Annotated in this window: 23 protein-coding genes and 4 pseudogenes; 18 read left to right on the forward strand and 9 right to left on the reverse strand. The window is 69.3% G+C overall.

The genetic code is table 11. The features are described from left to right. A partial coding sequence (locus IEZ19_RS40660) for an RNA-guided endonuclease InsQ/TnpB family protein (RefSeq protein WP_229841388.1) occupies positions 1-556 on the forward strand: 556 nt, incomplete at its 5' end. 144 nt (positions 557-700) lie between these two features. Here IEZ19_RS40660 and IEZ19_RS40665 read toward each other — a convergent pair. Continuing rightward, entirely contained in the window at positions 701-1,573 is an 873-nt protein-coding gene (locus IEZ19_RS40665) for a helix-turn-helix transcriptional regulator (RefSeq protein WP_189316428.1), read from the reverse strand. Positions 1,574-1,822: 249 nt separating this feature from the next. Here IEZ19_RS40665 and IEZ19_RS40670 point away from each other — a divergent pair, with 249 nt between their 5' ends. From IEZ19_RS40670 to IEZ19_RS53855, 5 genes are all read left to right on the forward strand, one after another. Continuing rightward, positions 1,823-2,746 (forward strand): SDR family NAD(P)-dependent oxidoreductase, encoded by a 924-nt coding sequence (locus IEZ19_RS40670; protein WP_189316429.1) that lies wholly within the window; start codon positions 1,823-1,825, stop codon positions 2,744-2,746. A gap of 44 nt (positions 2,747-2,790) precedes the next feature. Continuing rightward, positions 2,791-3,636: an NAD(P)-dependent oxidoreductase gene (locus tag IEZ19_RS40675; RefSeq protein WP_189316430.1), complete on the forward strand. Its 846-nt coding sequence runs from the start codon at positions 2,791-2,793 to the stop codon at positions 3,634-3,636. A gap of 471 nt (positions 3,637-4,107) precedes the next feature. Next, positions 4,108-5,127 (forward strand): alcohol dehydrogenase catalytic domain-containing protein, encoded by a 1,020-nt coding sequence (locus tag IEZ19_RS40680; protein ID WP_189316431.1) that lies wholly within the window; start codon positions 4,108-4,110, stop codon positions 5,125-5,127. 56 nt (positions 5,128-5,183) lie between these two features. Continuing rightward, positions 5,184-5,897, forward strand: coding sequence for an HAD-IA family hydrolase (locus IEZ19_RS40685; RefSeq protein WP_189316432.1), 714 nt, complete (start codon positions 5,184-5,186; stop codon positions 5,895-5,897). Continuing rightward, on the forward strand, positions 5,894-6,004 hold the full coding sequence (locus IEZ19_RS53855; protein ID WP_373297131.1) for an RbsD/FucU domain-containing protein: 111 nt from the start codon (positions 5,894-5,896) through the stop codon (positions 6,002-6,004). The genes IEZ19_RS40685 and IEZ19_RS53855 overlap by 4 nt, the downstream gene beginning before the upstream one ends. 369 nt (positions 6,005-6,373) lie before the next feature. Here the strand turns inward: IEZ19_RS53855 and IEZ19_RS53860 are convergent. From IEZ19_RS53860 to IEZ19_RS40710, 3 genes and pseudogenes are all read right to left on the reverse strand, one after another. Then, a pseudogene (locus tag IEZ19_RS53860) lies at positions 6,374-7,132 on the reverse strand (helix-turn-helix domain-containing protein); the annotation flags it as partial. Continuing rightward, positions 7,077-7,423, reverse strand: a pseudogene (locus tag IEZ19_RS40705) (carbonic anhydrase); the annotation flags it as partial. The pseudogenes IEZ19_RS53860 and IEZ19_RS40705, both read right to left, overlap by 56 nt. A 106-nt stretch (positions 7,424-7,529) precedes the next feature. Further along, positions 7,530-8,003, reverse strand: coding sequence for a nuclear transport factor 2 family protein (locus tag IEZ19_RS40710; RefSeq protein ID WP_189316433.1), 474 nt, complete (start codon positions 8,001-8,003; stop codon positions 7,530-7,532). 121 nt (positions 8,004-8,124) lie between these two features. Here IEZ19_RS40710 and IEZ19_RS40715 point away from each other — a divergent pair, with 121 nt between their 5' ends. Next, the gene (locus IEZ19_RS40715) at positions 8,125-8,724 is read left to right on the forward strand and encodes a TetR/AcrR family transcriptional regulator (protein WP_189316434.1); all 600 of its coding nucleotides are present in this window, start codon (positions 8,125-8,127) and stop codon (positions 8,722-8,724) included. A gap of 146 nt (positions 8,725-8,870) precedes the next feature. On the opposite strand, the pseudogene IEZ19_RS51645 reads toward IEZ19_RS40715, so the two are convergent. The 3 genes and pseudogenes from IEZ19_RS51645 to IEZ19_RS40725 all read right to left on the reverse strand — a co-directional run. Next, positions 8,871-9,056, reverse strand: a pseudogene (locus tag IEZ19_RS51645) (integrase core domain-containing protein); the annotation flags it as partial. Positions 9,057-9,223: 167 nt separating this feature from the next. Beyond that, a complete protein-coding gene (locus tag IEZ19_RS40720; protein ID WP_189316435.1) occupies positions 9,224-10,186 on the reverse strand; it encodes a LysR family transcriptional regulator in 963 nt (320 codons plus the stop codon). A gap of 9 nt (positions 10,187-10,195) precedes the next feature. Beyond that, positions 10,196-11,104, reverse strand: coding sequence for a hypothetical protein (locus IEZ19_RS40725; RefSeq protein ID WP_189316436.1), 909 nt, complete (start codon positions 11,102-11,104; stop codon positions 10,196-10,198). A gap of 201 nt (positions 11,105-11,305) precedes the next feature. On the opposite strand from IEZ19_RS40725, the gene IEZ19_RS40730 reads away from it, so the two are divergent. Beyond that, a complete protein-coding gene (locus IEZ19_RS40730; RefSeq protein ID WP_189316437.1) occupies positions 11,306-12,010 on the forward strand; it encodes a UPF0158 family protein in 705 nt (234 codons plus the stop codon). Positions 12,011-12,021: 11 nt separating this feature from the next. Here IEZ19_RS40730 and IEZ19_RS40735 read toward each other — a convergent pair whose 3' ends face one another. Then, positions 12,022-12,336, reverse strand: coding sequence for a calcium-binding protein (locus tag IEZ19_RS40735; RefSeq protein WP_229841392.1), 315 nt, complete (start codon positions 12,334-12,336; stop codon positions 12,022-12,024). A gap of 460 nt (positions 12,337-12,796) precedes the next feature. Here IEZ19_RS40735 and IEZ19_RS40740 point away from each other — a divergent pair, with 460 nt between their 5' ends. The 5 genes from IEZ19_RS40740 to IEZ19_RS40760 all read left to right on the forward strand — a co-directional run bounded on the left by IEZ19_RS40740 (position 12,797) and on the right by IEZ19_RS40760 (position 18,563). Next, the gene (locus tag IEZ19_RS40740) at positions 12,797-13,129 is read left to right on the forward strand and encodes a hypothetical protein (protein ID WP_189316438.1); all 333 of its coding nucleotides are present in this window, start codon (positions 12,797-12,799) and stop codon (positions 13,127-13,129) included. Further along, positions 13,126-16,062, forward strand: coding sequence for an SCO1167/SCO6262 family helicase (locus tag IEZ19_RS40745; RefSeq protein WP_189316439.1), 2,937 nt, complete (start codon positions 13,126-13,128; stop codon positions 16,060-16,062). Before IEZ19_RS40740 ends, IEZ19_RS40745 begins: the two co-directional genes overlap by 4 nt. Next, positions 16,059-17,333 (forward strand): SWIM zinc finger family protein, encoded by a 1,275-nt coding sequence (locus tag IEZ19_RS40750; RefSeq protein ID WP_189316440.1) that lies wholly within the window; start codon positions 16,059-16,061, stop codon positions 17,331-17,333. The genes IEZ19_RS40745 and IEZ19_RS40750 overlap by 4 nt, the downstream gene beginning before the upstream one ends. A gap of 28 nt (positions 17,334-17,361) precedes the next feature. Then, entirely contained in the window at positions 17,362-17,943 is a 582-nt protein-coding gene (locus IEZ19_RS40755) for a Uma2 family endonuclease (protein WP_189316441.1), read from the forward strand. 152 nt (positions 17,944-18,095) lie between these two features. Next, on the forward strand, positions 18,096-18,563 hold the full coding sequence (locus IEZ19_RS40760; RefSeq protein WP_189316442.1) for a hypothetical protein: 468 nt from the start codon (positions 18,096-18,098) through the stop codon (positions 18,561-18,563). Between the two features lie 407 nt (positions 18,564-18,970). Here the strand turns inward: IEZ19_RS40760 and IEZ19_RS40765 are convergent, their stop codons facing one another. Further along, on the reverse strand, positions 18,971-20,173 hold the full coding sequence (locus IEZ19_RS40765) for an MFS transporter (RefSeq protein WP_189316460.1): 1,203 nt from the start codon (positions 20,171-20,173) through the stop codon (positions 18,971-18,973). 38 nt (positions 20,174-20,211) lie between these two features. Between IEZ19_RS40765 and IEZ19_RS40770 the strand changes: the two genes are divergently transcribed. The 5 genes and pseudogenes from IEZ19_RS40770 (at position 20,212) to IEZ19_RS40790 (ending at position 23,950) form a co-directional block, all read left to right on the forward strand. Further along, complete coding sequence (locus IEZ19_RS40770; protein ID WP_189316443.1) at positions 20,212-20,838, forward strand: CGNR zinc finger domain-containing protein; 627 nt, start codon at positions 20,212-20,214, stop codon at positions 20,836-20,838. A gap of 162 nt (positions 20,839-21,000) precedes the next feature. After that, positions 21,001-21,270: pseudogene (locus IEZ19_RS40775) on the forward strand (GNAT family N-acetyltransferase); the annotation flags it as partial. Between the two features lie 159 nt (positions 21,271-21,429). Beyond that, entirely contained in the window at positions 21,430-21,918 is a 489-nt protein-coding gene (locus IEZ19_RS40780; protein ID WP_229841396.1) for a hypothetical protein, read from the forward strand. 314 nt (positions 21,919-22,232) lie between these two features. Then, positions 22,233-22,412, forward strand: coding sequence for a hypothetical protein (locus IEZ19_RS40785; protein ID WP_189316444.1), 180 nt, complete (start codon positions 22,233-22,235; stop codon positions 22,410-22,412). 512 nt (positions 22,413-22,924) lie between these two features. Beyond that, entirely contained in the window at positions 22,925-23,950 is a 1,026-nt protein-coding gene (locus IEZ19_RS40790) for a PP2C family protein-serine/threonine phosphatase (RefSeq protein ID WP_229841398.1), read from the forward strand. Positions 23,951-24,086: the final 136 nt, after the last annotated feature.

Here is a 24,086-nt window from a genome sequence, read left to right on the forward strand (position 1 = left end):
CGGGAAACGACACAGCGGACGGCACCTCAACCGCCGCCGCGCAGCCGACCGGAAGCTGCGCTCCAAACTGCAGACGAAGGCCACCACGTCTGCCAAGCGACGGGCGAAGAAGCACGCGGGCAAGGAGGCCCGGCGAGCCCGCGACATCAACCACAAGATCAGTAAGCACATCGTGGCGGAGGCTCAACGCACCGCACACGGCATCGCCCTGGAAGACCTGGGCGGCATCCGTGAACGGGCCCGGCTGAAAAAGCCCCAGCGCACCACGTTGCACTCCTGGTCGTTCCACCAGCTCGGCGAGTTCATCGCCTACAAGGCGAAACGCGCCGGCATCCCGGTGGTGCACGTCGATCCGGCGTACACCAGCCGGGAGTGCTCCACGTGTCATCACATCGAGAAAGCCAACCGGCCTTCCCAGGCCGTCTTCGCCTGCCGGTCGTGCGGCTTCGCTGAGCACGCCGACCGCAACGCGTCCCGCAACATCGGCCATCGCGGCTGGTACCTGTGGGTCCGCGGGGCCGAGTCACAGGCCCCTGCCCTCACCCTCATCGCCTGACCGGCGACACCATCGAGCGTGAAAGCTGGACGCAGCCGGAACCACCACAGCCAGTGGCGGCCCGAGCAGCAAACCCGGGAACTCATTCCCAGGTAGTTGACTAGGCAGCCTGAACAGCGATCTACAGACTCAAGCCGGCCGAGATCAGGGTGTACCAGCGATGCTCACGGTTTCCGCGTGCGTGTGGACGGTGTCGTCCAGGGACGCGAGCAGGCGCAGACGTTCTTCTGAGTCGCTGCCGGGGAGGGCGTGGTAGGTGACGAGTGTCTGTCCCTCGGCGCCGGGGATCAGCAGTTTTTCGTAGCGCAGTTCCAGCGGCCCGACCTGGGGATGTTGCAGCAGGCTGGTGCCGGAGGCCTTGTGCTTGACGTCCTGACGTGCCCAGAGCTTGCGGAAGCGTTCACTGCGTACGGAGAGCTCGCCCACGATCTCGACGAGGCGCGGATCGTCGACGTCCGGGCCGGCAACGGACCGCAGGTAGGGCACGACCCGGGCGGTCATCTCCTCCCAGTCGGCATGCAACGCGCGCAGTTCCGGTTCCAGGAAGGCGGCGAGGATGCTGTTGTGGCCGGGTGTGTTGAACGGTGAAAGCGCGATGGCCAGGCGGTTGGCGGCGAGCACGTCCATGTAAGTGCCGTGGACGTACGCCGGGGTCTTCGGCCATGTGTTGATCAGGGAGCGGATGCCGTCGCCGACCTTCTCGGGTCTGCGTGGGCGCCGGCGACGGGTGCCGTGGGAGGTGGCGAGCTGGAGCAGGTAGGCGGTGGCCTCCTCGTCCAGCTGTAGTGCTTGGGCGATGCTGCCGAGGACCTGTTCGGACGGGTGCCGGTCGCGGCCTTGCTCCAGGCGCACGTAGTAGTCGGAGCTGACGCCGGCGAGGAAGGCGACCTCCTCTCGGCGCAGGCCTGGGACGCGCCGGTTGCCGGTATCGGGAATGCCCACGGCGGCGGGCTGGACAAGTTCCCTTCGAGCGCGCAGGTACTTGGCCAGGGGGCCCCGATCTCCGGTGGCTGTCATACGTTCCAGGGTAGGCACGCGCCGCCCCGTCTGGGTGGCCCTGCCAGTCCCAGTCTCAGGCGGTCCTGGGCGGTCCGCGGCGGGTGCCGCACAGTGGCAGAGCACGGCCGCAACCGGCACACAGGTGGTGAGCGGCTTCCCGCCACACGACAGGGCCCGCGGAAATGGGGTCTTGGCGCGCCCGCCCGTACCTGGTCACCTGCCGGTTCAGCCGTGCTTCCGCATTTACATCTCGACCGAGGAACGCCCGTGTCCGAGCTCTTCCGTAGTCCCTTCGACCGCCACTCGACCGCTTCAGAGGTGATCGACGGTGTCGACCTCTCCGGCAAGCGTGCCGTGATCACCGGCGCCACTTCCGGCATCGGAGTGGAGACCGCCCGTGCGCTGGCGGCCGCCGGTGCCGACGTCACCCTTGCGGTCCGGCGTCCCGACGCCGGAGAGCAGGTCGCGGCCGACCTGCGTACCAAGACCGGCAACAACGCGATCCACGTCGCCCAGGTGGACGTGGCGGACCTGGATTCGGTGAACGCGTTCACCGCTGCCTGGGCCGGCCCCCTGCACATCCTGGTCAACAATGCCGGGATCATGATGCTCCCCGAACTGGAGCGCGGCATGCGCGGTCACGAGCAGCAGTTCGCCACCAACTACCTGGGTCACTTCGCCCTGGCCTTGGGCCTGCACAGCGCACTCGCCGACGCTGGCGGTGCGCGCGTGGTGACCGTCTCGTCCATGGGTCACCTGTTCTCACCGGTCGTCTTCGATGACCTCGACTACCGCTTCCGCCCCTACGACGCGCTGGGCGCCTACGGCCAGTCCAAGACCGCCGAAGTCCTCCTGGCCGTCGAGGCGGACCGCCGCTGGTCGGGCGAGGGCATCAGGGCGAACGCACTGCACCCCGGAGCGATCGCCACCAACCTCCAGCGGCACACCGGGGGGCTGAAGACCCCCGAGCCCTACCGCAAGACCATCGAACAGGGCGCGGCCACCTCCGTATTCCTCGCCGCTTCCCCCCTGGTCGAAGGCATCGGCGGCCGCTACTTCGAAGACGTCAGCGAAGCACCGCAGGTCACCTCAAGGCCCACGGAATTCGGCGTGCCCGGGGTGGCGGCCTATGCACTTGATGCCGCGAACGCCGAGCGCCTGTGGGATCTCGGTACCGCCATCCTGCGATGACCGCGGCCATGAGACACGACGGAGATCACGAAGGAGACAGGCATATGAGGAGCATCAGGAGAGTCGGTTTCATCGGGCTCGGTGACCAGGGCGGGCCCATGGCCGAGGCGATAGGTGAACAAGGAATCGAACTACATGTATGGGCGCGTCGGCCGGCGTCGCTGTCCGCCGTGGCAGCGGTGCCACATGTGGTACACGACACTGTGGCCGACCTGGGGGCGTCCGCGGAACTGATCGGGCTCTGCCTGCGTGACGACGGGGACATCTGGAACCTGCTCGACGACCAGCACCTCCTGGCACACATCGCGCCGGGCACGATCATCGTCAACCACGGCACAGGCGACCCCGGCGAGGCTGAGCGGATCGGTGCACACGTCGCCGAAGCGGGCGCGGTATATCTTGACGCGCCGGTCAGCGGCGGCGGGCCAGGCGCTCGCGCCCGCACCTTGACCACATTCGTCGGCGGGCCCGCCGACGCCTTCGAAGCAGCACGTCCGGTGTTCGCAGCCTTCAGCGACACCGTGCGGCTGATGGGACCGGTCGGAGGCGGACAGCTCACCAAGCTGTTCAACAACGCATTGACCATCACCAACATGAAGAACGCCGAAGACGTCCTCGCCCTGGCCGAACAGGTCGGTCTCGACCTGCCCGCGCTGATCGAGATCATCGGCGCGAGCAGCGGCGGTAGCGCGGCCCTGCACGCTCTCGGCACGGACATCACCCCCGACCTCGCCGAACACCTCCACCCGCTGATGCGCAAGGACATGCAGCACTTCGCGCAGGCCGTACACGAGCGCGGCGCACGTCCCGAAGAGGTCCTCGCACGCGGTGTGGCCGGCGCGTCCGGTCTGGTCCAAGCCGCCCAACTGGTCGCCCGGACCAGAACCTGAACCATCACGTGCACACAAAGGCCGTAGCCAACCCGGTAGAGACCGTGTGAGCCAAGGGGGGGCGTTTCACCGACCGGCGGGACGACCCTGTCTCCTCTTTCCTCACACAGCGTGTACAGGTGTCCGTGGCGCCCCGCCGTCCTGGCGTCGGCGAAGACGACCCCGTCAATGGAGGGCACGTCGATGCCCTCCCTCAGGACGCGGACGCCACAGTCGCTCAGGGCGGTGCGGCCGCGCCGACTGCTCGGTCAGTCCCGGCGACCCGCGCCAGGTCTGCTGCGCCGGTCCACCCTGCGGCTGTGCCTGGCTCGGCCCTGCGGGCCACCACGCGGGCGCGCGTGGATGTTGCCGCGTACCGCACGAGCGCGACGTCGACGCGCCGGCTCGGACCCGCACTCTTCCCACCCGCTGACGGCGCACCGCCGCCGATACGCCCTTGATGGCACCTGAACAAGGAGCAGCCGCCCCACGATGAGAGCCATACGCTATGACCACGCCCTCGACCACTACCTGACTGATGTGAGCACTCCCGAGCCACCCTGCTCAGAGGTGCTCCTGGCCATCCGCGCGACGGGGGTCTGCGGCACCGATGTACACCTGCACGAGGGAGAGTTCGGTCCCGTCTATCCCCTGACGCCGGGGCACGAGGTGGTCGGCGAGGTCGTCGAAGTCGGCGACGGCGTCACCGAACTGACCTCGGGTCAGCTCGTCGCCGTCGACAACATGGTGCCCTGCGGACACTGTGACAACTGCCAGCGGGCCCAGCCCGCCTTCTGCCGACACCTGCGGGCCTTCGGTGTCACCGCTCCCGGGGGCTTCGCCGAATACATGGTGGCTCCGGCGTCCCGCTGCCACCCGGTCGACGACCTCAGCGTCGACACAGCGGTGTTGGCCGAGCCGCTGTCGTGTGCGATCCACGGCCTCGACGTCCTGGAACTGCAACCGGGCAGCGATGTACTCCTGCTGGGGGCCGGCCCCACCGGCCTGATCCTCACACAGCTGCTGCACAGCGGCGGCGCAGGGCGGCTCACCGTCTCCGCATCGACACCGTTCAAGCTCGACCTGGCCGCTTCGTACGGCGCCGACGAGACAGTCCAGACACGCCTCGGCCCCGACCCCGAATCGGCGTCGAAGCTGCACGCCCTGGCCCCGGACGGCTTCGACGTGGTCATCGACGCCACCGGCTCGGTCGACGCCATCGGCCACGGCCTCGATCTGCTGCGTGACGGCGGAAGCATGCTGCTCTACGGCATGGCCTCGGAAAAGGCGAAGCTGCCCATCAGCCCTTACGATGTCTTCCGCCGAGAGCTCACCGTCAAGGGATCGTTCGCCCGCTCCTACGGCTTCGCGCGCGCCGTACGCATGCTGCGGACCGGACGGGTCCGCGCCGAGGGATTCATCACCCACCGCTTCGGTCTGCCGGAGTACGACGCGGCCATCCGCGCGGTACGCGACGACCGTAGCTGCCTCAAGGCCGTGATCCAGCCGTGACCTCCCGCGCGCACCGCCCTGCGCATGACGACGACTGCGCACAGACCGAGTCACCGGTGGGAGGGCAGGAGTTCCCCCTGCCCTGCCAGGCTGTTCTCTTCGACTGCGACGGCGTCCTGGTCGACTCCACGCGGGACGGCGAACGCGCCTGGACACGCTGGGCGCAGCGGTACGACCTGGATCCCGCGCGCGTGCTCGACGGAGTCCACGGCCGCCGCTCACGCGAGACCGTGGAACTGTTCCTGCCGCCGCCCCGACGAGCGGATGCCCTGGCCCGGATCGAGGCCCTGGAAATCGAAGGCGCCCGGCAGACGCCCCCGATGGCAGGCGCACACCATCTGCTGAACGACCCGCCCATGCCCTGGGCGATCGTCACCTCCGCGTCAACGCAGCTCGTACACGCCCGGCTGCATGCAGCCGGGCTCCCCCTTCCCCCGGTCCTCATCACGGGCGACGACGTCGACAGCGGTAAACCCGCCCCGGACGGCTACCTGGAGGCAGCCCGCCGCCTCGGCGTTCCCATCGCGGCCTGCCTGATCGCAGAGGACAGCGCCGCCGGCGTCCGCGCAGGCCAGGCCGCCGGCGCCGCACACGTCCTCGGCATCGGAAGACCGGCACTGCAGACCACCGCCACCACCGTGGTACGAGATCTGTCCGGGCTCCGCTGGACTTCCACAGCCCTGCGCATGCGGGCCGAATCCCTGCTACGGCCGCTGCCCGGCTCACCGCAGCAAGTGGGCAAACACCGCCGGAACACTCAGGAGCGATGAATGCTCATCGGAATCCACCCCCCCTGCTGTCCCCCGACCTCCTGCACACTCTGAGGTCCATGGGCCACCGCCAGGACATCGCCATCGTCGACGCCAACTTCCCCTGAGACCCGGCCAGAACCCGTGTCATCCGACTCGACGGGAGCTCCGCCACAGATGTCCTGGACGCCGTCCTGTCCCTGCTTCGCCTGGTGGACGTCGTAGGCGGCGAGGTAGGAAAGGGCTCCGCCGCGCCGGTAGGTGTGGTTGACCCGCATCGCTCTGGCACGGCCGGGGACGAGGGTGGGTGGCAGCGGCAGCGGGCCTGGACGGAGGTCTTCTCGTCTGCGCTGATGACGTACTCGTCGTCGCCCATCGCGGTGCCCTCGATACGGGTCAAGGACGCGCTGGGCTCTGGGGCGGAAGTCCGGGGCGGCGATGAAGACCCAGGAGTGGTGCTGCCACGGCTTGAGCGCGTCGGTCTTGAGCCAGCGGCGCACGGTGGAGGCCGACAGGAAGGTGACGATGCCTCGTGTGACGGCCTCGCGGGCCGGCTCCGGACACGACCAGCGCGAAAGCGGCACTCCGCTCTCGGCAGGCAGCCGACAGGCCAGCGCCTTCACCTCGACCACCTGCAAGGGCGTGAACGAAGACGGGCGGCCGGATCGCCGACGGTCCTGGAGCCCGGCAAGTCCCTGCTCGACGAAGCGGCGCCGCCATCGGCGCACCGTATCGAGGTGCAGACCCGTCTCACGCGCGTTGCGGGCATTGGAATGGCCGGGTGCGGCGTGCAGCACGATCTGCGCCCGCACCCGCTGTCGATACTCGCTCTTGTGGCCCCAGGCCATCTTCTTCAACCGCTTGCGATCGGTGGCGGTCAGAAATATCGCACAGGCGACGGCAACAGGCACGACAGGCAGACCAATCGGGAGAAAAGGATCAGGGTCGGTGGCGGCCTGCTGCACCCGCGCGCCGGCACACGACACGCCCTGCCACGCGGCTCGGGCAGGATAGCCACCATGGCAGCGCTTCCCGACTCGACCAAAGTCAGTGGGGCTCGGAGAACAACGCGTTGAGTTCCGGGAAGGCCATGCCTTCGGCGAGGGATTCGTAGTCGCCCGTGCCGAAGAACTCCTGCGCGCTGCGGCGAGCGGCAGCGTAAGCGACCTGTGCCACGCCCGAGCCGAGTGGCTGTGGTCTGGCCGCGGGGGCGGGGAAGGGGCCGACTGCGTCGACGGTGCCGGTAGGGACGTCATGGACCCAGCCGTGCAGGGCGACCGTGCTGTGTGCCGGCGCGCGGGTCACCGAGGGGTGAGTGGCAAGGCGGGCGAGCTGCCGGCGACGTTGTCCCGTGCGAGGGCGGCCACCGGCTCGCCGCCAGCCTTCGGGGGCGCGGCGCCGCGGGCACGGGAGGCGTCCGCGTGGCGCAGCCAGTCGGCGACCGCCGGCAGCGCGGTCAGGTCGTGGCCATCGGCCAGGGCTGTTGCGCCGCAGCCGGAGTGCCCGCACACCACGATGTCCGCAAGTCCCAGGACGGTGACGGCGTACCAGTGCGGCGGCACACCCAGGACCGGCCGTGCCCCCCTCCGCGCGGGGGAGGAAAGCGGAGAGGGGGTGCGGCCGGCGGCCGGAGGGAGCCGCGCGGCGGGGCGGTCAGAGGCCGAGGTCGCTGAGGCTGGGGTGGTCGTCGGGGCGGCGGCCCAGCGGCCAGAAGAACTTGCGCTCGGACTCGGCGATCGGGAGCGTGTTGATCGAGGCGTGCCGCGCGTACATCAGGCCGTGCTCGTCGTACTCCCAGTTCTCGTTGCCGTATGAGCGGTACCAGGTGCCGGAGTCGTCTCGGTGCTCGTAGGCGAACCGCACGGCGATGCGGTTGCCGTCGTACGCCCACAGCTCCTTGATCAGCCGGTAGTCGAGCTCGGTGTTCCACTTGCGGGTCAGCAGCGCGACGATCGTGTCCCGGCCGGTGGCGAACTCCGACCGGTTGCGCCAGCGCGAGTCCACGGTGTAGCCCAGCGACACCTTGTGCGGGTCGCGGGTGTTCCACGCGTCCTCGGCCAGGCGGACCTTCTCGATGGCGCTCTCCCGGGTGAAAGGCGGCACCGGCGGGCGGGTCGTGTCAGTCATGTCAGCTCCTTGCTTCTGGGATCTGCCGCGAGTTCAGCGGACCCCACAAATGGCTGAGAACGCTCGTTCTCACCATGCTTGTAGACTAGAGAACGACCGTTCTCAATGCAAGGGGGCAGAAATGCTGGGTCACGAAGAAGCTCAGGAACAGGCACTCAGGGCAACCGAGGGGCTCTTCTACGCCCGGGGCATCCAGGCCGTGGGCATGGACGCGGTCCGCACCGCCTCGGGGCTCCCGTTCAAGCGCCTCTACCAGCTGTTCCCCTCCAAAGAGGCCCTCGTGCTGGAGTTCCTGCACAGGCGCGACGCACAGTGGCGGCAGGCCCTCGCCGACTACGTCGGGGGGCACACCACGCCCGACGAACGAGTCATCGCGGTGTTCGACTGGCTGCACCAGTGGTTCTCCGAGCCGGACTACCGCGGGTGCGCTTTCATCAACTCCTTCGGCGAGATGGGCGGAATCTCAGCCGAAGTCGCCGAACAGGCCCGGCACCACAAGGAGGCCTTCCACGGCTACCTCACCGCCCTGGTGACGGCGTCGGGACGGCCCGCCGAGCTGGCGGACCAGCTCGCTCTACTCGCCGAAGGGGCGATCGTAACGGCTGCGATCTCCGGTGCACCCGAACCGGCGTGGCAGGCGCGAAGCGCCGCGCGCCTGCTGATGGGCGCGCTGGACCGGAACGGCCCGAAGGGCTTGGACCGCACCCGGGCGAGCAACTGACGCACGACGTGGGTCAGCCGTCTCGTCACGCAACTCGACTCCGTCGGGCGTGTCAATCCCCTGGTTGCGTAGAGACGTTGGTTATGGGCCCAGCCTTCCCGATCGGTCCGGGCTCGCGCTTCTTGGATGATCCGTTCGAACTCGACGGGCGGTTTCCCGCCGGCCGCGCTGTGACGCCGCTTCGTGTTGTAGAAGTCCGCGATCCACGTGGCGGTCTTCAGCCTCGCCTCGGCGCGGGTGGCGAAGGTGCGCGGGTGGACGTACTCGACGTTGAGGACCGAGTAGAACGACTCCGCGGCGGCGTTGTCCAGGGCTGACCCGACTCGCGCCATCGACCTCCCGCTCGGGCAGGATGTCCGGCTCGGTGTCCACGACGAAGCTGAGGAAGTACCGGCCACAGCTGTCCTTGGTGACGGTCAGGGACGTGGGCAAGGCCGGAAGCCGACGTGACCACGTGACCTTGAGGTTGCCGACCTCGGCCACCGTGTTCTCGGCTTCCTCAGGACTCGAAGGCCGGTGTGGTGGGGGCAACAGTTCGGAGTTCTGCAACCTGCGTCGTCCGCCGGCATGTATCCGGCGAGCTCTCGTCCAGACAACGGGTGAGGTGGTCGACGAGGGCTGCGGCCGCCGGGTTGCGGAGGCGTGGCCCTCGTCCTGTGAGTACGACGGCGCGGCCTGGTTCCGGTTGGCGGATCCGCACGCATGGCAGTCCCGCGTCCTCACCGATGCGCCGGGGCACGAACGCCACCCCGATTCCGGCCCGGACCAGGGCGACGAGCATCCCGATCTGGGTCACATCACAGGTGATCCGACGCTCCAGGCCGCAGTGGGTGGCGAGCCTGCGCACCGCGGTCTCCAGGCCCGTCCCGGCACGGAAGTCGATGAAGGACTCCTGCTTGAGGTCCCGGATCAGCGTGCGGCCCGCTCGCGCAAGACGGTGCCCGGGCGCCGTGATGAGCACCAGCTCTTCACGCCAGGAGGCGAACTCCACCAGACCCTCCGGGAGTTCGGCCGTGTCCGGGGCGAGGTAGGCGAGGTCCAGCTCGCCAGCGCGCAGTCCTGCATACAGTTCATCCACCGGTGCGTCGCGTACCGACACCTGGATGCCGGGCCAGCGCCGGTGGAACAGCGCCAGTTCCCCGGGGAGGTCCACGCAGGTGAGGGTCTGGATCGTTCCGATGGACACACGCCCCGCCGTCAGGCCCGCGACCGCCGCGACCGCGTCACGCGCCGCGTCGGCACCCGCGAGCAGCGCTCTGGCCTGCGGCAGCAGGGCTCGTCCGGCCTCGGTGAGCACCACGCGGCGGCCCGTGCGGTCGAACAGGTCGGCCCCCAGCTCGCGCTCCAGGTTGCGGATCGACGTGCTGAGCGCTGATTGCACGATGAGTTCCGACCGGGCGGCGGCCGTGAACGTGCCCTCGGTGACGACCGCCACGAAGTGACGGAGCTGACGCATCTCCATCCATCTACCCTAGCGATGGCAGCTAGAGAAGCGATCTGTTGGACTGACTGAACTGGTGCATCGGATCCTGCAGGCATGAATCACGTACCCGCCTTGTGGATCGCCGCCTATGCCCCCCACCGGCCCGCCCCGGTTCGCATCGCCGCCCGGCAGTTGCTCCGCCTGCACTGCTTCATACGCGCCCTCGCCCTGGCGGATCACACACCTTCCGGGGGCTACTAGGGGCTGTCTCCCGTACGCCAGGAAGCCGAGCGCCTCGCCGGGACGAAGCCACTGCCAGAGGAAGTGGCGGGTGTCGTCGGGCTGAGGGGCGCTGCCGTCGGCGAGGGTGAACGCCTCGACGACCAGGGCGTGTACGGCGCCGGTGAGATCGTCGAGCGTGAGCTCGTCGTTGAGCAAGGCCGCTGAGGCGGCTTCGGCGAGCTCGGCCCTGACACCGCCCCCGAACCATGCACGGGCTGCGGTGGCCTGCAACAGGGCCGGGTCGGCGAGATGCTGCCGACCGCGGGCGGTCAGGGCGAGCTTGCGCTGCCTCTTGGCGAGCAGCCGCGTTGCGCGGGCCAGTTCGTGCAGTTCGACGAGGCGGGCGACGTCGCACTCGGTGCGCGGCACCATGCCGGGCAGATACCAGTCGTAGCGCTCGGCGGCCTCCACGACCAGGGCCCGCGGCAGGTAGCCGACCTGGGTCAGCGTCACCCCGTTGCCCACCGACTCCAGCAGCCCGCGCACGGGTTCAGCCGTGTCGTCGGGCCTCTCGGGCGCTACTCTCAGCAGGTCCGTCAGGGCGCCACGCAGACGGCGCCGGGCGGCGGGCGGGGCCACGTTGTTGACTCCGCCCGACCGCTCCCGCGCCAGGCGCGCATCGACGGCGTCCCAGTCGCCGCCGCAGTCCACCACGCACGCTACGGCGAACCACACGTCCCAGTACGACCACTCGCCAGACGGTGCCGGATGAGGTCACGGCTCCGGGCCGCACGTCGGCGGCCTGCGCCTGCCAGGAAACTTGTCTGCCGTGCTCACCAGCGCATTGTGGCACCGGAGACGATGGCGCCCGCAGCGCGTCATGGGGATCCTCCTGTTCGAGCGCAGCCAAGGACTTGGGGGAGTAGCCTCGCTGGGATGACCGAAGCATGGACCGACTACGCGCTGAAGGCGTTCCGCGCCGCCTGCCATACTGCGGACGCCCCGTCGCTGCTCGCCCTGCTGCGTACGCATGACCCTGCCGACGTGCTGCAGCAGGGCGGAGACGCGCTCACCGCAGCCGTTGTCCTGGGTGTGTCCGGCGCCCGGGAGACGGCGCTCGCGTGTACGTCCACCCTGCACGAACGAGGCTGGCGAGGAGACGCGGTCCTTGCCGAACAGCTCGACACGGTGGGCCGCGGTGCCGTCTGCGTGCTGCGGCCGGTGCCGGTCGATCTGGATGAACTCTCCGGTCTGCTCGAAGGCGATCCGGCCTGGGGCGGTGGCCGCATCGACCTGGACACCGGTGAGTGCCGGCCCGCCCTCGCGGATACCGAGGGGTCGTGGGACGAGGAGGAACCGGAGAACGCCAAGCGGTGGCTCCATGTCCCGTGCGAGGGCTCGCGGGACGCCTACCGCGACATGGAGGACTTCATCACCACCCTCGATGACCAGGACCTCGCTCGGTTCCTCGGCATCACGATCCAGGGCCCAGGAGCGTTCCGTCGGTTCAAGGACATGCTGGCCACCTCGCCGACGCAGTTGCAGCGGTACTGGATGTTCTCCGCGGAACGGCAGTACGGCCGCGCCCGGGCCTGGCTCGCCGATCAGGGCTACCGGCCGTCCCTGCAGGGCGGCCACTGACCTGGGTGTTTTCAGGGTCCCCAGTGCCGGTAGGCCTCGATCCACTCGGCCCCCTGGGGCGCTGGATCCGGTATGGGGAGATCGAGAATACCGATCGACTGTTGGTGCCTGCCTCGCGTACAGACCGCCACGATCTGGCTGCCGGGCAGCAGGTCCACCTCCTTCACGGTGACCTCGATCCCGAGTACGACGGTCTTGAACGGGACGGCCAGATGCTCCGCGAGCATCGTATAGAGCCCCATGAGCTGCTCCTCGTCGTCGTAGGCGTCCACGGTGGCCTGCGCGACCAGCTCATCGAGTTCGGCGTCACTCAGCTGCTCATCCACAGCCACACGGTACCGGCGGAGCCCTCAGCGCCCCGCCCTCGGTCAACCGTCGGCCGCTCCGTACTGAGCCACGGCGGTCGTTCCTCCCTACTGGTGCCAGAAACCGCCCACAGGACGGTGAATCCGAGCGCCGATGTGGTCGTGGCGCAGGGCAGCGAAACCGCGCGGCACGGAGCCCGGCACCGACGGTCCACACTGTCATTGGCCCGCTCCGCGCGCCCGGACCGTTCCCAGCGCGCGGTGAGCGAAGTATCGGCTCGCCCCGTCAGCGGAGTATCCGCCTCAGGAGTTCGGGGCATACATCGCAGTTCGAAAGCGTTGGCTGCGTGAGATTCCCTCAGGCGGCCGCAACAGCAGCTTGCACCTGCGAGGATGGTCGGGTCAGCCGATCGGCGTACCGAGACGGCGTTCAGCACGTCTTGACGCGTACGCCCCCCGACATGTGGGAAGCCCTCAGCTCATGACCGTCCAGCGCAGCTTCACCCGACGCACGCCTTCCTCTCATCTGCTCAAGATCCAGCTCGAGGGGATGGAACCGCCGGCGTGGCGGCGGCTGGGGGTGCCTTCGGGGAGCGGCGATGAACGGATACTGTGCCGCAGGCTGTTGTCGGACACCTCGCATGGGCCGTGCCCGTCCGACCAGGTGGCGGCGCGGGCCGACCACTTGCGGCGGGCTGACCACCCGCACAGCTGCGGGATGCTCGGCGCGCTGGCCGACGCCCTCAAGCCGGTCGACAAGGCCCTGGCCAAGCCGGTGCGGACGGCCGCGTTCAAGGCGGGGAGCGCCAAGTGAGTCTGCGTGTAGCCGAGATCGACGATGAGGCCGTGCCGCTCGCGGACCCTGATGCCGTCGCCTGGGCGCGTGAGCGGCTCGCCGTCGGCGGCTGGGCCGCTGTGTTCAACCCGGCCCAGCCGGGACAGCCGGCCCGGTTCGGCCGCCTGGTGCTCTACCGGCCTTCCGCCACCGTCGCCCGCGTGCCCGCCCAGGGTGTCGCACCGGGGGCGGCGGAACGGATCCAGCTCGCGCTGGTCCTGCCGCACGGCCGCGGGGTGCGGACCCGCACGGTGGAGGGTTGGGCACTCAACCCCGGCAGCGCGCTCGCCCTCCTGCTCGACCTGCCCGCCGCCGGCGTCCACCCCTCGCTCGCCGCGTGGGCGGCCGTCGCCCACCGCGCCCTTCAACTGCTCGGCGAAGGGCGCCTGTACCCCACTTTGACCTCCGACACGTACACCACCTGGCGGTTCGGGCCGCTCGGCACGCACGACAAGCGGGACCTGGACGCGCTGGCCGCTGCGCTGCCGCCGCACGCCCACAACCTGCCCGCGCCCACGGCGGACGACCGGATTGTGCGGATCAGCGAACCGGCCACTTTGGTGCGGGAGTTCTGCGACGCACTCGCCGACACACTCCCGCGCACCCCGGCCGCCCGCTGGGCCGTACCCGGTAACCCGTACGCCGACCGCGCGACCGCCCTGCACCCGCGGCTGGCCGAGTGGGCGGCCGAGGCCGCCGCCGAGCGGGCCGCGCAGGTGAGTGTGGAGCTGAGGGTGGAGCTTCCGGCCGGGCGGCGACGCACTTTCCGGGCCGTGCTGCAGCTGCGTACCGCGGCCGACCCCTCTTTGATCCTGGACGCAGCCGAGCTGTGGGCCGACCCCCACCGCGCGCAACGCCTGCTCGGCCCGCACGCTGAGGCCGAGGCGCTGCTCGCGCTGCGCCGTGCCGCACGCGCCTGGCAGCCCCTGACCCGCCTGCTTGCCGAAGCCGCCCCCAGCGCGCTCCGGCTTGACGACGAGGAGGCCATGGAGCTGCTGGGGGACGCCTCCGACGCGCTGGGCGCGGCGGGTGTGCGCGTGCACTGGCCGCGCGAACTGGTCAAGGCCCTTCAGGCGCGTGCGGAGATCGGGGCGGCCACCGCGCCCGGCGCGACCGTGGACACCCTGCTGGGCCGCGACGCCCTGCTCGACTTCTCCTGGCATGTCGCACTCGGCGGTGACAGCCTCACCGAGGCTGAACTCGACCTGCTCGCCGAGGCCCGCCGCCCGCTGGTCAAGCTGCGCGACCAGTGGGTCGTCGCCGACCCGAAGCTGGTGGCCCGCCTCAAGCGGCGGCGCATGCGCGAACTCGCCCCGCTGGATGCGCTCCAGGCGGCGCTAACCGGTGAGGTGGAGTGGGACGGCGAGCGCGTCGCGGTGGAGGCGGCAGGCGCCTTCGGCGAGCTCGTTGCCCGGTTGCGCGACCCCGAGGGCCGCGTCCTCGTCCGAGTGCCGGAAGGCCTGAACGCCACCCTGCGCAACTACCAGCAGCGCGGCCTGTCCTGGCTGGCGGACATGACCCGACTGGCACTGGGCGGGATCCTCGCTGACGATATGGGCCTGGGCAAGACGATCACCCTGCTCGCCCTCCACCTGCACCGCCAGGAACAACCCGACACCGCGGGCCCCACCCTCGTGGTCTGCCCGGCCTCGCTGCTCGGCAACTGGCAGCGCGAGGCCGCCCGCTTCACCCCCGCCGTGCCGGTGCGCCGATACCACGGCGGCGAGCGCACCCTCGACCACCTCGCCGGAGACGAACTCGTCCTGGTCACCTATGGGGTGCTGCGCCGCGACCGGGACCACCTCGGCGCCGTCAAGTGGTCGCTCGTCGCAGCTGACGAGGCACAGCACATCAAGAACCCCTACGCCACGACTGCCCGTGAGCTGCGCGCGCTGCCCGCCCGTGCCCGCGTCGCCCTCACCGGCACCCCGGTCGAGAACAACCTCTCCGAGTTGTGGGCGCTGCTCGACTGGACCACCCCCGGCCTGCTCGGTCCGCTGTCCGGCTTCCGCGACCGTTTCGCGAAGGCCATCGAGCGAGGCGCGCTCGGCTCGGACGGCGACGAGGAGACCGCCGATCAGGCCCGGCAGGCCGCCGAGCACCTCACTCGCCTGACCCGCCCGTTCCTGCTGCGCCGCCGCAAGTCGGACCCCGGCATCGCCCCCGAACTCCCGGCCAAGACCGAGACCGACCACCCCGTCGTACTCACCCGTGAGCAGGCGGCCCTGTACGAGGCGCAGGTCCGCGAGACCATGGCCCGTATCGAGAAGGCGGACGGCCTCGCCCGCCGCGGGCTGGTGCTCAAACTCCTCACCGCGCTCAAGCAGATCTGCAACCACCCCGCCCAGTACCTGCGCGAGACCGGCCCGCTGCCCGGCCGTTCCGGCAAGCTGGAGCTTCTCGACGAACTCCTCGGCACGGTGATCGCCGAAGGCGAGAGCGCCCTGGTCTTCACCCAGTACACGCAGATGGGCAAGCTCCTTGAGCGGCACTTCGCTGACCGCGGCATCCGAGCCGGCTACCTGCACGGCGCCACTTCCGTGCCGCATCGCGAGGACCTGGTCAATGCCTTCCAGCAGGGCGACTTCCCCGTATTCCTGCTCTCCTTGAAGGCCGCCGGGACCGGACTCAACCTCACCCGGGCCACCCATGTCATCCATTACGACCGGTGGTGGAACCCGGCCGTCGAGGACCAGGCCACCGATCGCGCGTACCGGATCGGCCAGGACCGCCCAGTCCAGGTCCACCGGCTCACCACCCAGGGCACCGTCGAGGACAAGGTCGCCCGCCTGCTCGGCGCCAAGCGTGCCCTAGCGGACCAGGTCATCGCCTCCGGCGAGGCAGCCGTGACCGAGCTCTCCAACGCCGACCTCGCCGAACTCGTCGCACTCTCAGAGGAGTTCCAGGCATGACCCCCGCCAGCAAAGCCCCCCGCACCGGCACCCGCGCCTTCGCCGCCACCTGGTGGGGCCAGGCCTGGGTGGACGCCCTGGAAGCCTCCACCCTCGACGCCGGCCGCCTCTCCCGAGGTCGCACCTACGCCCGCAAGGGCATGGTCGGCCCGATCACCACCGCCCCCGGCGTGCTGCGCGCCGAGGTCGAAGGCAGCAACCCTTGGCCGTACGACACCGCAGTGCACCTGCGCGTCCTCACCGACGCCCAGTGGGACACCCTCCTCGACGTCATCGCCGCGCAGGCAGGCCGCACCGCCGCCCTCCTCGACGGCGAGATGCCTTCCGACCTCGTCCACGACGCCCGCACCGCCGGCGTCCCCCTGCTGCCCGAACCGGCCGAACTCGACCCCGAGTGCTCCTGCCCCGACTGGGGCTACCCCTGCAAGCACGCCGCCGCCCTGTGCTACGCCACCGCCGCCCACCTCGACGACGACCCGTTCTGGCTCTTCACCCTCCGCGGCCGCACCAAGGACGCCGTCCTCACCGCACTGCGCACCCGCCGCCAGACCCTCACCGGCACCACCCCACAGACCGACGACGCACCCCGCAGCCAGGGCGTACCCGCCCGCGACGCGTTCGCCTCCTTCAGCGGCGTCTTCAGCCCACCCGCCTCCGAGCCGGTCGAGGCCGCGTCAGATGAGCCCGAGGCAGCCCCTTCCCCGCTCACCACCGCGCCCCCGCCCGGCGCCCCCTTCACCCTCGACGACCTCGAAACACTCACCCGCGACACCGCACAGCGGGCCCGCGGTCTCGCCGCCGGGCACACCGCCACGCTCACCGGAACCCCCCTCGAGGACGCCGTACGCCTCGCCGCGAGCGGCATTGCCGAGGGTTGGTTCCACCGGCTCGTCCGTGCCACCGGTCTGCCCGCACTCGAATTCGCCCGACTGGTCCGCGCCCGGCACCACGGCGGACCCACCGGCGTCGCCGTCGCCCGCGTACCTCTCACCCCCGACCCCGCCGCGATGGCCGCCGCCCGCACCGCCCTCTTGAACCCCGACAACGCCGACAGCACCGCCCGCGCCGTGCGGCTGCGCACCTGGCGCAATCGCCTCACGGCCGACAACGAAGGCATCCAGATCCGCCTCGGCCCAGACAACCGCTGGCACCCCTACATCCGCGAAGGCCATGGCACCGCCCCCGAATGGTGGCCCTGCGCCCCCGCCACAGCCGACCCCGTCGCCGCTCTCGTCGCGGCCCGCACCGCCGTTACGCGGCTGACGGATTAAGCTGGCCGGGCGCCGCAAGGAGGACACGATGACGACCGCATGGGACGCGCTCCCGCCCTGGATGCTCCCACCCCGGCCGAGCGGGTGGGAGGCCGATGACCTCGACAACGCACCCGACCTCCCCCGGCACACTGAGCTCATCGATGGAGCGCTGATCTTCATGATGTCCCCGCAGAGGTCCTGGCACGCCCGTGTCGTCACCCGGCTTACGACCGCACTGGACGATCAGGCCCCCGAGGGATTCGAGATCGACCGGGAAATGACGGTCAAGCTGAACGAGAAGAACCGGCCCGAGCCTGACGTCCTTGCTGTCACGGTCCCATACGACCCGAACCGTACGTACTACCTCCCCGACCAGGTCGCCCTCGCCATCGAAGTCGTCTCAGACGAGTCCGCCGACCGCGACCGGTCGCTGAAGCCGTTCAAGTACGCGCAGGCCGGTCTTCCGCACTACTGGCGCGTCGAGGAGGAAAACGGCCTCCCCGTCATCCACACGTACGAGCTGGACGACACCACGCGCGCCTACGTCGCCACCGGTATTAGCCGCGAGCGCATGAAGACAGCGGTCCCTTTCGGCATCGACATCGACTTGCCTCGTCTCGTCCGCTGATCAGAATGCCGTTTGCCGTTTAGCTTAAAACTCAGTAGGCGTAGATCGCCGTCGCCTTGATCCGCCTATAGGCGCCCCACGTTGTGCACAGGGTGGTGCCGGACTTGTTGTACTGGGTGCCGTGTGCCGCGATCCGCCAACCCGGGTACGCGATGAAGCCGCCCCCCCTTCTTGTACAGTCCGCAGTTGCCGCCCATCGTGTAGCCCTCCAGCAGCCCGACGGCGCCCGCATCCACGACCGATTCGTCCGCGGCCGCCGGCCGGGCGAGATCGTGCCGCTGTCCACGCTCACCCACGAACTGGACGGCGGCGCGCGCTGGCCGGAGGTCGGCGACTGGGAGGCGGTCACCGAAGACCTGCTACACATCGTCCGCGACCACGACTGCGACGCCCTCAGCCTGGGCCTGCCGAACATCGCCCGCGCCCTGGTGTGCGCGGGTCCGCGCAGCGAGGTCCGCGCCGTCGACCCGTCGACCGGGAAGCACAAGGCGTACGGGCCCGCCGACCGGATCGAGGTCCTCGTTCAGGTCGGCGGGCAACTGGCCTGGGCGGAAGCCGGACGCCCCCTGTGGCCCGGCGACGGCACGCTTCCCCCGGTCAACTCCACAGAGGGCAGGTGATGTTCGGCACGAAGCACACGAAGGTCCTCGGCCGGCATCCGGCCGACCGACACTGGAAGCACTGTGGTCGCGACGGTCAGCCCGGAAGGAGACGACACCCGAACTCACTGCGACGCAAGAGCAGGAAGCTCAGTCAGCCCTGCAGCCCCGGCGCCTGATCGGGGCGATGTCTCGATGGCGGCAGCGTCTACCTCGGCGTCGTACGGGTCTCGAGGTGCGAGGCCAGCGAGGACGTCCTCATCCCCTGCCACCTGTGGGTCGACCCGCAGGTGAGCCGCGAGACCCTCGACCGGGTCCGGCCGCCGGCCATGCCGCCGCTTCTCCCCGGTCTGGACTGGCTCGGCGACATGCACACGAACCCCGGCCGGGCCATCGAACTGATCTGTCGCGGCGGAGGATGAGCGTTGTCATCCGAGGTTGAGTGATCGTTCAGGGCTGGCCGTGGTAGCCGACGGGGTCGCGAAGAACGCCAGTGTCGCGAGGGCCGCCACACTCGCTGCGAGTGCCAAGGCGCTCGGAAGAGACCAGATCACGACCGGTCCGGCAACCGCTGCCCCCAAGGCGAATCCGGTGATTTTCAGGCTGGCGCCGGTGGTGAAGATCTGGCCGCGCAAGTGTTCTGGCGCCTCCCGGTGACGGATGGCGAACAAGGCGGCCAGTTGAGGTCCTTCACCGACCCCCGCTATGAGTACGGCCACGATGAGCACGACGGGTTGACTCCACGTGGCCAAGGCCAGCGCGACAGCCTGGACGAGGGCACTGGCCCAGATGATCGTGTCGGGGGCGACTGAACGCGGAAACCGGGCGAGTACGGCGTTGGCCGCCAGGGCGGAGAGCGCCGTGCATGAGAGCAGCACCGCGCCACGGCCGGCTCCACCCAGGACACGGTCGCCCAGGAGCGGGATGCACGCCGTCAGGATGCCCTGGGCGACGCAGGAGATGACGGAGGTGAGTGTCGCTCGGGCCAGTGACGGTCTTCCGACGATGACCCGCATTCCGGCAGCAAGGTCGCTGATCATCGAGGTTGTCCGAGAGTCCCGTGCCCTACCGGCACGGGCGGGCAGCATCCACGCGGTAGGCAGCGCCAAGACGATGAGCACCACGGAAACCAACACGGCTGTCGGGGCTCCCAGGGTCTCTGCCACACCGCCGGCGAGAGCCGGACCGGCCAGACTCGCCACGCTGAACGTCATGGCATCGAGCGCATTCGCCCGTGGCAGGTCGTCGCCGAGCACCACACGGGGCAGTTGGGCCGTCCATCCGCCCGACAGAGCCGGCCCCAGCAGCCCCGTCACCACAGCAATCAGGATGGTGACAGCGAACGGCAATCGGCCGAGTCCCACGAGAATCGTCCCCAGCCCCGCCGCATACATGACGAGGGCCCCTGCCAGCAGGCGTCCCGGCTGTCCCGCCCTGTCGAGGAGCGCCCCGAGCACCGGCCCACCTACCGCGGCAGAGACCGTGATGCCCGCAAGCAGCGACGACGCTTCGACGGTCGATCCGGCCAGGGCAAATCCTGCCAGCATCAGCGCCGGTCCTGACATCTCGTCTCCGGCACGAGCTGCCACTGCTCCGGCGAGATAGAAATGGAGGGAATAACGCCTTCTCATCAGCAAGACGTTACGGAGGTAACTCAAAACTCAGCAAGATGCGTTACATTCCAGAGGTGCTCTCCAACAGCGACGACTGGTCCACCCGGCACTCCGTGCTGACCACGGCTCGACGAACCGCCGCCCTGATCAACGCCCTCGCTGACGACCGCCCCGACCCGGCCGTAGTCGCCGACGTGCTCCGCGACTACGGCGAGACCGACCCCGTCGACCTCACCCCCCGCGATGTCGCCGGGATGCGGACAGCCGCCACCCTGCTGCGGCAGGTCTTCGCCGCCGAGCACGCCGACAGCGCCGCAGCCACCCTCAACCACCTCCTGCAGGACCACACCGGACCGCTCCGCCTGACCTCGCACGGCGGCAGCACCCCCTGGCATCCCCACCTCGACCACGACGACAACGCGCCCTGGGGCGAATGGCTCCTCGCCTCGTCCTGCATGGCCCTGACCGTCCTCGTCTGGGACCGCCAACGCCCACCCGGCAGGATCTGCGCATCATCCAGCTGCCAGAACGTCTTCATCACCCAGGGCAGCGGCCCGGAACGCCGCTACTGCTCCCGACGATGCGCAACCCGCGAACGAGTCGCAGCCCATCGACGCTCCCACTCCGCCGGCGAACAGCCGAGCGGGATCAGAGTAGGGCGCGCAGGAGCGGCGCGGGCCTGAGCGGCGCGACCCTGGATGGCGCGGGACCTGAGCGGCGCGAGACTTCACGGTGTTCATGGGCACAAGCCGCACTGACCTTGCACCTGACCGCTGGCCTGAAACGGCAGAGAAGCGAAGCCCCTGGCGAGCGAGCCTTCGCGGCGGAGCAAGTGCCGAGTTGGGGAGGTGATGCCCGCCGTGGCGATCGGCTGGCGGATCGGCTCACAGTTCTGGGGCCAGGGATACGCGTCCGAAGCCGCTCACGCCATGCTGGAGTTCGCTCTCCAGGACCGCGGCCTGGACCGCGTCATCAGCATCAATCGGGTGAGTGACAACGCCTCCGAGAACGTCATCCGCAAGCTCGGCATGGTTTCCGAGCGAGAGCCGGCACACCCGCTGTATGGCTTCCCGCTGCACGTTCACGCCATCGATCTCACCGAGTTCCAGGCATGAACCGGCCGAGCCGTCGATCACCACAAGACAGCCGACCCGGTTGTGCTCTTCGTTCCCCAGTCGATTGCCTAGACCAACGAGTACCACAGGCCAGCCGCACAGGTGCCGCCTCGAAGCCCACCTGGTGCCGCCGCAGCGGTATGGCGCAAGCTGGCCCGCATGGATTGGTTGCCACTGCTCTCCACCCTGGCCGGGGCCGCGATCGGTATCGTCGCTACTGTCATCGCGGATCGGAATCGGTGGAAGCGCGAGGATGCCAAGGAAGCTCTTCGGCTGCGGCTCGACATCTACACGCAGTACACCACCACCGTGAAGGTCCTCGGTGAGACCCTGCGGGCCTTGGCCGGGCGAGACCACCCTTCTGACGACGAGCGGGCGCTTGCGCTGCGCGAAGCCTTTCGGGAATCAGGCATCGCCATCGCGTCCGAACGGATGTGGCTCATCGCGCCCGAACCCGTCGTCAGCGCCTCCAACAGCGTGTTCCACTGCCTGCGACGCATCTGCGACGGCTACATCGACGGAGCTGCTGTCAGCAGTCCGGAGGATCACGCGCGCTGGGAGGCACGCGGCAAAGCAGCCGCCAAGATGCGCAAGCTCATGCGCGAAGATCTCGGCGTTGGACCACTTGCCGAACGCCACAGCACCTAAATGGTCGGCTCCGGAAGCCCTTCGGGGGTTGACCGGGGCACCGCGGTCGTGCTGGTTGCCGGCCGGAGACAGCTGGGCCAGTTGGCGTTGTGTCCCGCTTGCGGAACCGTCGCCCTGTCCGGCGTGCGCTTGAACCTCACCTTTGGGAAAGCCGCACAGTGGTCGTGACCGGGCGACCGCCCGGCACGAGGGAGCCGTCCATACGAGCCGGAGTTCCTGGGTAACAGACTCCAAGCCTGTTACCCAGGACCGTTCGACGAACGGCGCCTTCTGCCACACTTCCGACGCCCGCGCTGACCTCCACCGGTCATCGCGTGCGGTCGGCGGGGGATCCGGCGGCCGCGCAGGATTCTTCGGATCGTGCCCGCCCCGAGGCGATGCTCCAGGTGGCGCAGTTCGCCCTGGATCCGGACCACGCCCCAGGTCCGGTTCTCGGTGGCGAGGCGGACGATCAGCTCTACGAGCCCGTCGTCGAGCGGCGGACGTCCCGGTGACCGAGGCTGGGTGGGTCCACTTCTTGACCACCATGCGGCGGTGCCAGCGCAGCAGCGTGCTCGGGGTGACGATCCGGTGCAGTCGCAACGCTTTCGGCAGCATCCTGGACAACGCCGCGAGCACCGCCCGGTCGATCCATTCGAGCCGCGGCTTCGGGTTGGCACGCAGCAAGACTGCGACCTCTTGGCGCAGTACCGGTGTCTCGGCGTCCTTCGGAGCCGATGGTCTGGCCAGTAGCACCAGCCAGGACAGTACCGCGGCGGCGAACCGTTAGATCAGCCGAATCAGCACGGTCCCCCCATCATCGCAGGTCCGGGCCCGTGACCGAGTTTCGGGAGTACTACAGGCGGAGTCTGTGTCTTAGAACACATGAGGGGGTGCTGTTCACCATGGTCGGCCGGATGCCAACATGACCGGTGTGCTCATAAAGCGGTTTATGTCGGATATTCGCCAGTCCGTGCGGGTGAGTCATGCGCTAATCGTGCTTCCCCTCGGCTTGATCGCTGTGATCATGATTGCGGATGTGGTGACCGATCCGGGCGCCCAGCTCGGTCCGCTGCTGGTCGTCGCGCCCGCCATCACTGCGTCGTTCGCCGGGCCGCTTCTCACCGGGCTCATCGGGATCCTGGCTGTGGCCGGCCAGGCTCTGAGCCCGACCTTGCAGGGCGAGGCCTTCACCCCGGGAATCCGTGCACAGGTCATCGGCATCGCCGTGGTCTCCGGGTTCCTGGTCGCCTTCCGCTACCTACGCGGCCGATACCTGTGGCAGCTCGCTCGGGCGCGCTCAGTGGCGACGGCCGCTCAGGAGGTCTTGATGCAGCCCCTGCCCCGGCGCTCCGGGCCGTTGCGCATCGCCACCGATTACATCGCCGCCGAGGAGGAGGCGCAGATCGGCGGTGACCTGTACGCGACTGTGTGCCACAAGGGCTCGACCCGGCTGATCGTCGGCGACGTCCGTGGTAAGGGACTGCCCGCCATCAAGGACACCTCCCTTCTGCTCGGGGCTTTCCACAGCTCCGCCTACCGCGACCTCTCGCTGCGACGCATGGTGATCCACTTGGGGAACACCATGCACTGGCACTGGGCCCGCCACACCAACGACGATCCCGAGGCCCCCGAGTCCTTTGTGACTGCTGTGGTGCTTGATATACCCGACGACGTCGGCCTGATGGAGATGGTCACCTGTGGCCATCCGCCACCCTTGCTGCTGCGCGACGGCAAAGTCAGCCCTCTGGAAGCGCGCAGTCCAGGACTTCCGCTGGGAATGACCACACCCTCCGGGGATCAGTACGTGGTCGACACCTTCGGCTTCCAGCCCGGCGATGCCCTGCTCCTGTACACCGACGGAGTCACAGAAACACGCAGTCCTGACGGGACCTTCTACCCGCTGGCCGAGCGGGTCGCCGCTTGGGACGGAAACGGCGGTCCGGACCGCCTCGTCCAGTACGTCCGCAAGGACCTGCTCGCCCACGCGGGGGGACACATCGATGACGACGCTGCCGTCGTCGTCGTCGAACGCCTCCCATCAACGATCTAGCGAGGGGACGCCCCGCTTTAGCGGGGTGGGGAATCGCTTCTTTGGGCTGTTCTGGCGTCAACTCGGTGCATGGATCTGTACTGTTCACCTGTACCGGTTTTCTGCTGCACTAGACTTGCTGCGTGTGTGTGATCGC

It is taken from the genome of Streptomyces brasiliensis, assembly GCF_014647875.1.
GTDB lineage: Bacteria > Actinomycetota > Actinomycetes > Streptomycetales > Streptomycetaceae > Streptomyces > Streptomyces brasiliensis.